The 12,324-nt window shown below is 64.0% G+C and carries 11 protein-coding genes; 8 read left to right on the top strand and 3 right to left on the bottom strand.

Annotation, left to right across the window (positions count from 1 at the left end; genetic code table 11):
* Positions 1-25: 25 nt before the first annotated feature.
* From LB564_RS16155 to LB564_RS16190, 8 genes are all read left to right on the top strand, one after another.
* Positions 26-976, top strand: coding sequence for a carbohydrate ABC transporter permease (locus tag LB564_RS16155; protein WP_140704350.1), 951 nt, complete (start codon positions 26-28; stop codon positions 974-976).
* Entirely contained in the window at positions 973-1,917 is a 945-nt protein-coding gene (locus tag LB564_RS16160) for a carbohydrate ABC transporter permease (protein ID WP_140704348.1), read from the top strand. Before LB564_RS16155 ends, LB564_RS16160 begins: the two co-directional genes overlap by 4 nt.
* 4 nt (positions 1,918-1,921) lie before the next feature.
* The gene (locus LB564_RS16165) at positions 1,922-3,037 is read left to right on the top strand and encodes an ABC transporter ATP-binding protein (protein ID WP_224539136.1); all 1,116 of its coding nucleotides are present in this window, start codon (positions 1,922-1,924) and stop codon (positions 3,035-3,037) included.
* A 67-nt stretch (positions 3,038-3,104) separates the two neighbouring features.
* Positions 3,105-4,619 carry a GMC oxidoreductase gene (locus LB564_RS16170; protein WP_224539138.1) on the top strand — a complete coding sequence of 505 codons (1,515 nt, stop codon included), beginning with the start codon at positions 3,105-3,107 and terminating at the stop codon, positions 4,617-4,619.
* Between the two features lie 214 nt (positions 4,620-4,833).
* Complete coding sequence (locus LB564_RS16175) at positions 4,834-5,595, top strand: 3-ketoacyl-ACP reductase (protein ID WP_224539139.1); 762 nt, start codon at positions 4,834-4,836, stop codon at positions 5,593-5,595.
* 12 nt (positions 5,596-5,607) lie between these two features.
* Entirely contained in the window at positions 5,608-7,236 is a 1,629-nt protein-coding gene (locus LB564_RS16180) for a GMC family oxidoreductase (RefSeq protein WP_224539141.1), read from the top strand.
* Positions 7,237-7,249: 13 nt separating this feature from the next.
* Positions 7,250-7,567: a Dabb family protein gene (locus LB564_RS16185; RefSeq protein WP_140704338.1), complete on the top strand. Its 318-nt coding sequence runs from the start codon at positions 7,250-7,252 to the stop codon at positions 7,565-7,567.
* A gap of 90 nt (positions 7,568-7,657) precedes the next feature.
* The gene (locus tag LB564_RS16190; RefSeq protein WP_224539143.1) at positions 7,658-8,875 is read left to right on the top strand and encodes an MFS transporter; all 1,218 of its coding nucleotides are present in this window, start codon (positions 7,658-7,660) and stop codon (positions 8,873-8,875) included.
* A gap of 7 nt (positions 8,876-8,882) precedes the next feature.
* Here LB564_RS16190 and LB564_RS16195 read toward each other — a convergent pair whose 3' ends face one another.
* From LB564_RS16195 to LB564_RS16205, 3 genes are all read right to left on the bottom strand, one after another.
* Positions 8,883-9,728 (bottom strand): EamA family transporter, encoded by an 846-nt coding sequence (locus LB564_RS16195; protein WP_140704334.1) that lies wholly within the window; start codon positions 9,726-9,728, stop codon positions 8,883-8,885.
* 7 nt (positions 9,729-9,735) lie between these two features.
* A complete protein-coding gene (locus LB564_RS16200) occupies positions 9,736-10,644 on the bottom strand; it encodes an endonuclease/exonuclease/phosphatase family protein (protein WP_224539145.1) in 909 nt (302 codons plus the stop codon).
* A 116-nt stretch (positions 10,645-10,760) separates the two neighbouring features.
* Complete coding sequence (locus tag LB564_RS16205) at positions 10,761-12,314, bottom strand: cation:proton antiporter (RefSeq protein ID WP_224539147.1); 1,554 nt, start codon at positions 12,312-12,314, stop codon at positions 10,761-10,763.
* Positions 12,315-12,324 lie beyond the last annotated feature (10 nt).

Below are 12,324 nucleotides of genomic sequence, written 5' to 3' on the forward strand. Positions count from 1 at the left end.
GCCGGAAGCCGACGGGAGGACCCCCATGAGCAGTGTAGCGACAACCCAGATCAAGCTGACGCCGGAACGGTCACGCGCCTCGGTGCGCTCGCGCCTGCAGGATGCCTTGCCCAAGATCGTGCTGGCGCCTAGCTTCGCCATCACCATCGTCTTCGTCTACGGCTTCATCCTGTGGACGATCTATCTGTCCTTCACCAACTCCAAGACCTTCCCCTCCTACGCCATTACCGGCGGGCGCGCCTATCAGCGATTGTGGCGCTGGACCTTCGACACCGACCCGCCATCGAGCTGGTACACGTCGATCACCAATATGGGCATTTTCGGCTTTCTCTACATCTTGATCTGCCTGGCGCTCGGCCTGTTCCTGGCCATCCTGCTCGACCAGAAGATCCGCGGCGAAGGCGTGCTGCGCCCGATCTACCTCTACCCGATGGCGCTCTCCTTCATCGTCACCGGCGTCGCCTGGAAATGGTTCCTCGACCCAGGTCTCGGCCTCGAGCAGACGCTGCATCAATGGGGCTGGACGAGCTTCCATTTCGACTGGATCAAGAACAAGGACTTCGTCATCTACACGGTGGTCATCGCCGGCGTCTGGCAAGCTTCCGGCTTCATCATGGCGATGTTCCTGGCCGGGCTGCGCGGCATCGACGGCGAGATCATGAAGGCGGCGCAGATCGACGGTGCCACCACTTTCCAGCTCTACCGCCGCATCGTCATTCCGCTCTTACGGCCGATCTTCCTGTCGGCCTTCATCGTGCTCGCGCACCTTGCCATCAAGTCGTACGATCTGGTGGTGGCGCTGACCAGCGGCGGACCCGGCGGCTCGGCCTGGCTGCCGTCCAATTTCATGTATGAATACACCTTCAAGCGCAACGAAATGGCGGTCGGCTCGGCAAGTGCCGTGATCATGCTGATGACCATCGTCGCCATCATCGTGCCCTATCTCTATTCCGAACTCAGGGAGAAGCCGCGATGAGTGCTGTCGCCACTCCCGCCCGCCCCTCCTCCGGCGGCATGAACGTCAAACTCGTCAACCGCATCGTCATCTACGGGCTGCTGGCGCTGTTCGCGCTGTTCTACCTGATGCCGCTGTTCGTCATGCTGGTAACCTCGTTCAAGACCATGGACGAGATCCAGAACGGCAACATGCTGTCGCTGCCCAAGGCGCCGACTTTCGCCCCCTGGCTGAAGGCCTGGGGGGAGACCTGCGTTGGCCTCACCTGCGCCGGCATCAAGGGCTATTTCTGGAACTCCATCAAGATGGTGGTTCCGGCCGTGCTGATCTCGACCATGCTGGGTGCGCTGAACGGCTACGTGCTGACCAAATGGCGTTTTCGCGGCGCGACGCTGGTGTTCGGGCTGATGCTGTTTGCCTGCTTCATCCCGTTCCAGTCGGTGCTCTTGCCGATGGCGACGATCCTGGGCAGCCTCGGCCGCTTCGGCGTGACATTGCAGAACACCTTCGGCACCAGCTTCGGCCTCGGCAATCCGACGGTCAACCTGGTGTTCGTCCACGTCGTCTACGGCATCGGCTTCACCACCCTGTTCTTCCGCAACTATTACGAGGCGTTCCCGACCGAACTGGTGAAGGCCGCGCAGGTCGACGGCGCATCGTTCTTCCAGATCTTCCGCCGCATCATGCTACCGAACTCGATGCCGATCTTCGTCGTCACCGTGATCTACCAGTTCACCAACATCTGGAACGACTTCCTGTTCGCCTCCGCCTATGCCGGCACAGGCGACGCGATGCCGATGACGGTGGCGCTGAACAACGTCGTCAACACCTCGACCGGCGTCGTCGAATACAACGTCAACATGGCGGCGGCGATGATCGCCGCACTCCCCACCCTTCTCGTCTACGTGCTCGCCGGCCGCTATTTCGTGCGTGGCCTGATGGCGGGCGCGGTCAAAGGATAATCCAATGGCTTTTCTGGAAATTGATGGTCTGAGGAAGCGTTTCGGCCAGGTCGAGATTCTGAAAGGGATCAATCTCGAGCTGGAACAGGGCGGCTTCCTGGTGCTGGTCGGTCCTTCCGGCTGCGGCAAGTCCACCCTTCTCAACACCATTGCCGGACTGGAGACGATCACCTCCGGCGATATCCGCGTCGACGGCCGCACCATCACCGATCTCCACCCGTCCAAGCGCGACATCGCCATGGTGTTCCAAAGCTACGCGCTCTACCCCAACATGACGGTCGCCGGAAACATTTCCTTCGGCATGGAGATGCGCGGCGTGCCGGCGGAAGAACGCCAGAAGGCGATCGACAAGGTAGCCAAGGTGCTGCAGATCGGCCATCTGCTGAACCGCAAGCCGAGCCAGCTCTCCGGCGGCCAGCGCCAACGCGTCGCCATGGGCCGGGCGTTGGTGCGCGACCCCAAACTGTTCCTGTTCGACGAGCCGCTTTCCAATCTCGACGCCAAGCTGCGCGTCGACATGCGCATCGAGATCAAGCGTCTTCACGCAACCACGGGGACGACGATCGTCTACGTCACCCACGACCAGATCGAGGCGATGACGCTGGCGACCAAGATCGCCGTCATGCGCGACGGCGAGGTGCAGCAATTCGGTACGCCGGCCGAGATCTACAACAACCCCAGCAATGTCTTCGTCGCCGATTTCATGGGCTCGCCGGCGATGAACCTGATCCCGGCGACCATTGGCGGCAATGGCGGCGATCTGGCCGTCGTGCTCGACCGCGAGGCCCGCCAGCCGATCACCTTGCCGATGGCCAACGCGCCGGCCGGATTGTCGGCGTTCAAGGGCAAGCCGGTCATCTTCGGCGTTCGCCCGGAGGCGCTCACCGATCCGGAAGGCGCCGAACGCAACGCCTCGCAAATCGCCACCGCCGATTGCCATATCGAGGTGGTGGAGCCGGCCGGCTCCGACACCTTCGCCGTCACCAATCTCGGCGGCAAGGGCGTGGTGGCGCGGCTGCGCGCCGATGCCAACATCCAGCCGGGCACCAACACCCCGCTGGCCTTCAACCTGACCAAGGCGGTGTTCTTCGACCCGGCGACCGAGAGCCGTATTCGCTGATGCCTGTCGCCCAAAAGTGGGTCCGGTTTTGGGACAACGACATGCATCAAAACAAAGACCTTTAGACATGGCAAACCCGGATATCGTCATCATCGGCTCCGGCATCGGCGGCGCCACGATCGCCTCCGGTCTGGCCGGCAGCGGCGCCTCCATCCTGATGTTGGAGCGTGGCGAACCCTTGCCGGCAACGCCGCACGCGCGCGACACACGCTCGATCTTCGTCGACGGGCACTACCGGCCAAAGGAGATGTGGCGCGAGGCCGGCGGCGCCGCCTTCAACCCCGGCAATTACTACTATGTCGGCGGCAATTCGAAATTCTTCGGCGCGGTGCTGATCCGCTACCGCAAAGAGGATTTCTCCGACATGGAGCACTTCGGCGGCGTCTCGCCGGCCTGGCCGTTCTCCTATGACGAATTCGAACCCTGGTATTCCAGGGCCGAGCAGTTGTTTCGTGTGCGCGGCGCGCTCGGCGAAGACCCGACCGAGCCGTTCCACTCGATTCCCTATGCCTTCAAGCCGGTGCCCGACGAGGCGCCGATCGCGCGCGCCCGCGCCGAGCTCAAGGGGCTCGGCCTGCATCCGGCCTCGCTGCCGCTCGGCGTCGACATCGACACCTGGCTGAAGGAGGGCAGGACCGGCTGGGATGCTTTTCCAAACACCGGGCAGGGTAAGATGGATGCCCAGACGGCACCGCTGGCGGCGGCACTGACCGATCCGGACATCAAGCTCGAAACCGGCGCCTATGTCGAATATCTGGAGACATCAGCTGACGGCAAAACCATCTCGGCGGTTCACTACCGCCTGAACGGTGAGCCGAGGAAAGTTGCGCCGAAATTGGTGATATTGTCGGCCGGCGCGGTCAATTCGGCGGTCATCCTGCTGCGCTCACCCTCGCCCGGTAATGGCAAGGGGCGAGGCAAAGGCCTTGCCAACCGCTCGGACCAGGTCGGCCGCAATTTCATGAACCACAATTCCAGCGCCATGCTGGCGATCGATCCGCGCCGCAGGAACGATGCCGTCTACCAGAAAACGCTGATGCTGAACGATTACTATCTCTCGGATGGCAAGGGCGGCAAGCCGCTCGGCAATGTCCAGCTTCTCGGCAAGATCGACGGCAACATGCTGAGGGCCAATGTAAAACGAGTGCCGAAATTCGCGCTCGATTACATGGCCGGCCACGCCGTCGACTGGTACCTGATGTGCGAGGACCTGCCCGATCCCGAAAGCCGCATCATGGTCGACGGCAAGGACATCGTCATGCAATGGCGGCGCTCCAACATGCAGTCGCTGGACGGGCTGACCAAGGTGATGCGCGCGAATTTTCGCGCCTGCGGGTATCCCATCGTGCTGTCACGGCCCTTCGACAAGCGCACGCCCTCGCACCAGTGCGGCACGGTGAAGATGGGCGACGACCCGGCCACGTCGCCGCTCGATCCGTTCTGCCGCGCCTTCGATCACCCGAACCTGTTCGTCGTCGACGCCAGTTTTCTGCCGAACTCGGCGGCGGTCAATCCGGCGCTGTCTATCGCCGCCCAGGCGCTGCGGGTGGCGGACCATATCCGCAAGGTGGAACTTGCATGATGAAAGGTCAGCGCCGCCCCTCATCCGCCTGCCGGCACCTTCTCCCCGTGAAGGACGGGGAGAAGGGACTTGGCCGCAACGCCGGCGACCTTTTTGCAGCGCTGGCGATTGGCGAAAGCGGCGATGACGGCATCCTTCTCCCCGTCACTAAACGGGGAGAAGTGCCCGGCAGGGCGATGAGGGGCAGCGCCTACGTCCGTAAGGCTAGTTTCCAATGACCCGCCCCGCGGCTATCGTCACCGGCGGTGCGCGTGGTATCGGGCTGGCTTGCGTGGAGGCACTCGCCGATGCCGGCTTCGATATTCTTGTCGCTGACCTTGCCGACAAGCCTGCCGACCGGCTTGCGGAAAACCTGGCCGCGCGTGGCGCGAAGTTTGCCTACGCCCAATGCGACATCGCCGATCTTTCCAGCCACGCCTCCCTGGTCGACACTGCCACACAGGCCTTCGGCCGCATCGATTGCCTCGTCAACAATGCCGGCATCGGCGCCGTCGTGCGGGGCGACCTGCTGGACCTCAAACCCGACAATTTCGACCGCGCGCTCGGCATCAACTTGCGTGGCACCGTCTTCCTCAGCCAAGCCGTCGCCAAGGCGATGCTGCGCCAGCCCAGCGATCATGCGAAATCGATCATCACCATCACCTCGGTCAGCGCCGAGATGGCCTCTCCGGAACGCGCCGAATATTGCATGTCGAAGGCCGGGCTTTCCATGTGGGTGAAGAACCTGGCGCTCAGGCTCGCCCCGGAAAATATCGGCGTGTTCGAACTGCGGCCCGGCATCATCCGCACCGACATGACGGCGGGCGTGACCGCCAAATACGATGCGCTGATCGACAGCGGCCTGGTGCCGGCGAAACGCTGGGGCGAAGCCTCCGACATCGGCGCCATGGTGGCGGCGCTCGCCGCCGGCAGACTGGGATTTTCGACCGGCTCGATCATCAATGTCGACGGCGCGCTTTCTGTGCCCCGGCTGTGAGTGGATGAGACAATGACCGACTACATCATCGTGGGCGCCGGTCCGGCCGGTTGCGTGCTGGCCAACCGGCTGAGCGAGGACCCCTCCAATTCCGTGCTGCTGCTCGAAGCCGGCGGCAAGGACTGGCACCCCTATATCCATATGCCGGCCGGCTTCGCCAAGATGACCAAGGGCATTGCCTCCTGGGGCTGGTCGACCGTGCCGCAGAAGCACATGAAGGATCGCGTCTTCTGGTACACGCAGGCCAAGGTGGTCGGCGGCGGCTCCTCCATCAACGCCCAGATCTACACGCGCGGCAATGCGCGCGACTACGACGCCTGGGAGAAGGAGGAAGGGCTGGCCGGCTGGGGCTATCGCGACGTGCTGCCCTATTTCAAGCGCGCCGAGAACAACCAGCGCTACGCCAACGATTTCCACGGCGACCAGGGTCCGCTCGGCGTGTCGAACCCGATTGCGCCGCTGCCGATCTGCGAGGCCTATTTCCGCGCCGGCCAGGAGATGGGCATTCCCTTCAACCCGGATTTCAACGGTGCTGCCCAGGAAGGCGTCGGCTATTACCAGTTGACCCAGAAGGATGCCCGGCGCTCCTCCGCCTCGGTCGCTTACTTGAAGCCGATCCGCGATCGCAAGAACCTCACCGTCAGGACAGGCGTGCTGGTCACCCGCATCGTCGTCGAGAAAGGCCGCGCCATCGGTGTGGAGATTGTCGACAGACCCGGCGGCGAGACAAACATCCTGCGCGCCGACCGCGAGGTGATCGTCTCGTCCGGCGCCATCGGCTCGCCGAAGCTGTTGATGCAGTCGGGCATCGGCCCGGCCGACCATTTGAAATCGGTCGGCGTGACGCCGGTACACGACCTGCCCGGCGTCGGCTCCAACATGCAGGACCATCTCGACCTGTTCGTCATCGCCGAATGCACCGGCGATCACAGCTATGACAATTACGCCAAGCTGCACCGCACCGCCTGGGCCGGCCTGCAATATCTGCTGTTGAAGAAGGGACCGGTGGCCTCCAGCCTGTTCGAGACCGGTGGCTTCTGGTACGCCGACCCGACCGCCGCCTCGCCCGACATCCAGTTCCATCTGGGCCTCGGATCCGGCATCGAGGCCGGCGTGGAGAAATTGAAAAACCCCGGCGTCACCTTGAACTCGGCCTTCCTGCGGCCGCGCTCGCGCGGCACGGTGCGGCTGAAAAGCGCCAACCCTGCCGACCATCCGCTGATCGACCCCAACTACTGGTCCGATCCCTACGACCGCGCCATGTCGCTCAAGGGGCTGCGGCTGGCGCGCGAGATCATGCGGCAGAAGGCGCTTGCCCCCTACATCATGCGCGAAGTGCTGCCTGGCCCCTCGCTCGCCGGCGACGACGAGTTGATCGACTATGCCTGCCGCACCTCCAAGACCGATCACCATCCGGTCGGCACCTGCCGCATGGGCCATGACGAGATGGCCGTGGTGACGCCGGATCTCAGGCTGCGCGGTATCGAGGGGTTGCGCGTTTGCGACGCATCGGTGATGCCGCGCGTCCCCTCCTCCAACACCAATGCGCCGACCATCATGGTCGGCGAAAAGGGCTCGGACCTGATCCTCGGCCGCGAGCCGCTGCCGCCGGCGGTGTTTTCGGGAAACCGGGCTGCTTGAAGGAAATATGAAGATGATCCGCCACTGTGTCTTCGTCAGGTTTCGCAACGATGTCCCCGACAGCGAACGCAAGGCAATCCATGCCGACCTCGAAGCGCTGCGGCAGGTGATCGACGGCATGGACACCGTCCAGTTCAGCGCCAATGTCAGCCCCGAGCCATTCGCGCGCGGTTTCAGCCATGGCTTCACCATCGATTTCCGCGACGCCGCGGCGCGCGACGCCTATCTCGTGCATGAGGCGCATCAGCGCGCCGGGGCACGGCTGGTCGCGGCACTCGAAGGCGGCACCGAAGGATTGATGGTCTTCGATCTCGACCTTACGAAAAAGTGACCGCCGGCCTTTCGAAAGCCGGCTGATCGCTGTTCTCTTTTGCCGACAGGGCGACATATCGTTCCTTTGGGGGCACCAAAGGAGGACGCCTTGAATCTCACTGCAGCGCAGAAGAAAACCGTGCTGGCCTCGTTCCTGGGCTGGACCTTGGATGCGTTTGATTTCTTCCTCCTGACATTCCTGCTCACCGATATTGCGGCTGAATTCCGGACCGATGTCCCGGCAGTTTCCAAGGCACTGTTCCTGACCTTGGCGACACGCTTCATCGGCGCGTTCTTCTTTGGCATGCTCGCCGACAAATACGGGCGGAAGCCTATCCTGATGCTCAACATCGTCAGCTATTCGGTGATCGGGGCGCTCGCCGCCTTCTCGCCCAATCTTGGCATCTTCCTGGCGCTGCGCGCTTTGTTCGGCATCGCCATGGGCGGCGAATGGGGGCTTGGCTCCTCGCTCGCCATGGAATCCATTCCGCCCAGCGCTCGCGGCCTCGTCTCGGGCATCCTGCAATGCGGCTATCCGGCAGGTTACCTCCTGGCGGCGGTGGTCTACGGCCTGATCTACCAGCAGACGATCGGCGGCTATACCGTCGGCTGGCGCGCCATGTTCCTGCTCTCCTTCATTCCGGCGTTGATCGTCCTCTTCATCCGCTCGCACGTGCCGGAGTCGCCGGCCTTCGTCGAGGCGCGGAAACAGCCCCGGCCGGGGCTTCTGGAGACGCTGCAGAAGCACTGGGGCGTCGCGCTCTATGCCGTGGTGCTGATGATGTTCTTCAATTTCTTCAGCCACGGCACGCAGGATCTCTACCCGACCTTCCTGAAGAAGCAGCACGGCTTTGACCCGCATACGGTGAGTTGGATCACCATCGTCGCCAATATCGGCGCCATTGTCGGCGGCCTGGCCTTCGGCGCGCTGTCGGAGAAGATCGGTCGCGTCAACGCCATCACTTTGGCCTGCATCATCGCCCTGCCGGCGATCCCGCTATGGGCCTACAGTTCCACGCCCTTCATGCTGGCCGTCGGCGCCTTCGTCATGCAGGTCGCGGTCCAGGGCGCCTGGGGCGTCATCCCGGTGCATCTCAACGAGCTGTCGCCGGGCGCTGTGCGCGCGACCTTGCCCGGCTTCATCTACCAGGCCGGCAATCTCGCCGCTTCCTATGGCGGTCCCTATCAGGCGGGGATCGCCGAGGCAGCCGGCGGCAGCTACGGCTACGCGCTGGCCCTGTTCGCCGGCGTGGTCGCCGTCTGTATCATCGTCGTCATCCGCTTCAGTCCGGAGCGGCGCGGCCAGGTGATGACCGTGCTGGGTTGAGCTCGGATCACCCCAGCCGCAGTGCGATAACGCCGGCGACAATGCTGAGCGCGGCCGCACCGCGCCAGCCCGTCATCTTCTCGCCGAGCGCGTAGACCGAGATCATCATGGCGAACAGGATGGAGGTCTCGCGCAGCGACGCCACCGAGGCGATCGGCGCTTTGGTCATCGCCCACATCACGATCCAGTAGGCGGCACCGCTGAGCACGCCGGTGAACAGCCCGGTCTTCCAGTCGCGCGCCAACACTGGCAGCGCCTTGGGTCCCCGGAAAATGAGGCACAGCACCAACGCGCCAAGCGCATCGCAGATGAACAGCCAGGCGGCATAGCTCTGCGCCGTTGCCGCCAGCCGCGCGCCGCTGCCGTCGGACAGCGTGTAGCTGGCGATGAACACCGAGGTGCCGAAGGCAAAGCCGACGGCGCGCAGGTTCAGTTTCTCCAGATGCGCCCCGCCGCGAAACGACATCACCAGCGTGCCGGCCGACAACAGCAGGATGCCGACGATGGCGAGCGGCGCCGGCACCTCGGCGACGACGAACATGCCGCCAATCGCCGCCAGCAGCGGGGCCGTGCCGCGCGCCAACGGATAGGTCTGCGCGAAATCGCCAGCCTGATAGGCGCCGATCAGGAAGGTACGGTAGCCCATATGGAAGATCACCGAAGCGATGATGTAGGGCCAGACTTCCGCCTTAGGCACCTCGACGAAAGGCAGCACCACGAGGCCCGCGACCCCCATACCCAACGTCATCAGCGTGATCGACAGGAAGCGGTCGAGATGCACCTTGACCAGCGCGTTCCAGATCGCATGCATCGCGGCCGCGGCAAGCACGGCGAAGAAGACGAAAAGCGTCATACGGGTTTCATCGAACTCCCGGGCCGAATGGCGTTTCGAGGTCGAGGTCGACCCGGACCGGAAAGTGATCGGACGCCACCTCGCCGATGTCGGCGCCGATCGATTTCACCCGCCCGGCCAACATGCCGCCGACGAAGCAATGGTCGAGCCGGCGCTTTGCCAGCCTGCCGTCGATGATCTTCTCATGCGTGTAGAAGTCGCCAGCCGGCTCAACCGTCACGGCGGCGGCATCGACGAAGCCATCGAGATACGCAGCACCCCGATGATAGGGCGTGCTGCCGACAATGCGGCGATACTCAGCGCTGCCCGGCTCCATGTTGAAATCGCCCAGCCAGATCGCCGCCAGCGGGTTTTCCGGCTCCGGTTCTCCATGCGTCCAGTTGCGCGAAGGCTCGTCGTCCGCGCCGCTCCACGGTCCGCCTTCCGATGGCGCCCGGCGGTGCTCGGCCACGAGATAATCAATCTGCTCCAGCCGCTCTTCGGCCGCGATATGCGCGAGATGCAGCGAGAGCACCCTCACCGGCCCGGCCGGCGTGCGGATCATGCATTCGAGCGCGGCGTTGCGGGTGTTGAGCGGCCGCAGCGTGCGGCGCATCGGCAGCGCATGCAGCCGCGACCAGGCGATCGGCAGCTTCGACAGCACCATGGTGCCGAACTGCCGGCGACGATTGACCAGGCGGCCGTCCCGCCATTCGCTGGCGTCCATGTCGAAGGCCGGCCCATAGACCCAGTGATAGCCCGGCAGAAGGTCAGACAGGATTTCGGGTTGGTCGTCGAAATTGCTGCGCTGCCAGTGCCGTTCGACCTCCTGCAAGGCGATGATGTCGGCGCCGGCAATGATGCGCGCGGCGCGCGAAAGATCGTAGCGTCTGTCGCTGCCGAACCCGTACTGAATGTTGTAGCTGACGAGCTTCATTGCTTATCCGGCTCACTTCTCGGCGTTGGCAGTAACGGTTCGGTCGATTGCTTGCAATGTGCAGGAAGACGGACGGGGCTTGGGCCAGCAAGGCGATCGAAAGCAGGACTTGCCAACTAATCCGTGGTCAGCGGCTGGAAGCGCCCTGCCGGCGATGCGGCCAGTTCCGCCCAATCGATCTCTTCCTCCAGCCGGTGATAGGCTTCGTCGCCGATCGTGCCGTTGCTGCGCAATTCCTCGAGCGTGTCACGCTGGCGGTTGATGGCGTATAGCCGCAGCCGGTCATATTCGGTTGCCGCCTGCGCGTCTTCCGGGTTCTCAGCGATCAGCCGCTGCGCTTCGTACTGCTCGCGCACGACAGCCGCGGCTGACGACGTCTTGCGGCTCAACACATCAAGGGCGGCCTGCATGATGGCAACGCGCGCCTGGGCCACCTCACGGTCTATCGTCGTGTCGCGTTCGAAGGCGAGTATATGAAGCAAGGGCTTCAAGGTCATGCCTTGCAGCACAAGCGTGCCGAGCACCACCGCGAAGGCGGCAAGCACGATTGGATCGCGGCCCGGGAAGTCGGCCGGCAGGGCAATCGCCACCACCAGCGTCACCAGCCCCCGCATGCCGCACCAGCCGACGAGCACGCCTCCGCGAAATGTCGGTGCTTCTCGCTTTCTGTCTTCGCCGCCGAAGCGGGCGAACCATCGGATGATTGCAACGTAACTGGCCACCCAGACGAGACGCGCGACGATGACGACGACCAGCACCGTCGCGGCAAAGAGAAAGGCGTCACCCTGCCCGTCGCCGGAAAGCCTGCCGACGATCGATCGCGCCTGCAGGCCCATCAGCACGAAAGCCAGGACGTTGAGCACGAAGACGGCCGACTCCCACACCGAATAGGTGCTGACGCGCCTCCTTGCCGACATGCGGCGCGGCGCCCTGCGCGCAATGGTGATGGCATAGACGACAATGGTGATGATGGCTGAAAGACCGAGCCTGTCGGCCAGGATCCACACGCCGAATGTCCCGGCGAACTGCACCACGGTGCTGCTGGCGGCATCGTCGATCCGGGTGAGGGTCAGCAGCGAGACGCGGCCAAACACGTAACCCGCGACAAGGCTCCCTACGGTTGACAGCAATATCGTCGGAATGGCGTTGCTCAGCATGATCGAGCCGAGCGCTGCCGAAACCGCCAGCCGGTAGATCAGCAGCGCCGTGGCATCGTTGAGCAGGCTCTCGCCCTGCAGGATGGCGGTGATGCGGTGCGGCACCTTGAATTGCCCGAGCACGGCCGATGCCGCCACCGCGTCCGGCGGCGCCACGATGGCGCCAAGCGCGATCGCCGCCGCGATCGGCAGTCCGGCCATCTTCCAGCCGACGAAGGCAACCACGAGCGTGGTGAAGACCACGGCGCCAAGCGCCAGCAGCACCAGCGACAGCCGGTAGCGCTTCAGGTCGCGCAGCGAGGTGTCATAGGCGGCGTCGAGAAGCACTGGCGCGATGAACAGGGCAAGCGCCAGTTCCGGATCGATCTCGATCACTGGCGCGCCCGGCACGAAGGCAATCGCGACGCCGGCGAGGGCCAGCAGGGACGGATAGGGAATCTCCAGCCGTCGCGACAACGCCGTCAGCGCGACGGCGGTCAAAAGCAGGACGAGGGTCAGTTCAAAAAGAGCCATGGGCTGCTAC

The organism is Mesorhizobium sp. ES1-6 (assembly GCF_020164775.1).
Classification (GTDB): Bacteria; Pseudomonadota; Alphaproteobacteria; order Rhizobiales; family Rhizobiaceae; genus Mesorhizobium.

Excerpts from the sequence above, each read along its gene's own strand:
- LB564_RS16155 (WP_140704350.1), top strand. The coding sequence starts at position 26 with ATGAGCAGTGTAGCGACAACCCAGATCAAGCTGACGCCGGAACGGTCA.
- LB564_RS16160 (WP_140704348.1), top strand. The coding sequence starts at position 973 with ATGAGTGCTGTCGCCACTCCCGCCCGCCCCTCCTCCGGCGGCATGAAC.
- LB564_RS16165 (WP_224539136.1), top strand. The coding sequence starts at position 1,922 with ATGGCTTTTCTGGAAATTGATGGTCTGAGGAAGCGTTTCGGCCAGGTC.
- LB564_RS16170 (WP_224539138.1), top strand. The coding sequence starts at position 3,105 with ATGGCAAACCCGGATATCGTCATCATCGGCTCCGGCATCGGCGGCGCC.
- LB564_RS16175 (WP_224539139.1), top strand. The coding sequence starts at position 4,834 with ATGACCCGCCCCGCGGCTATCGTCACCGGCGGTGCGCGTGGTATCGGG.
- LB564_RS16180 (WP_224539141.1), top strand. The coding sequence starts at position 5,608 with ATGACCGACTACATCATCGTGGGCGCCGGTCCGGCCGGTTGCGTGCTG.
- LB564_RS16185 (WP_140704338.1), top strand. The coding sequence starts at position 7,250 with ATGATCCGCCACTGTGTCTTCGTCAGGTTTCGCAACGATGTCCCCGAC.
- LB564_RS16195 (WP_140704334.1), bottom strand. The coding sequence starts at position 9,728 with ATGACGCTTTTCGTCTTCTTCGCCGTGCTTGCCGCGGCCGCGATGCAT.
- LB564_RS16200 (WP_224539145.1), bottom strand. The coding sequence starts at position 10,644 with ATGAAGCTCGTCAGCTACAACATTCAGTACGGGTTCGGCAGCGACAGA.
- LB564_RS16205 (WP_224539147.1), bottom strand. The coding sequence starts at position 12,314 with ATGGCTCTTTTTGAACTGACCCTCGTCCTGCTTTTGACCGCCGTCGCG.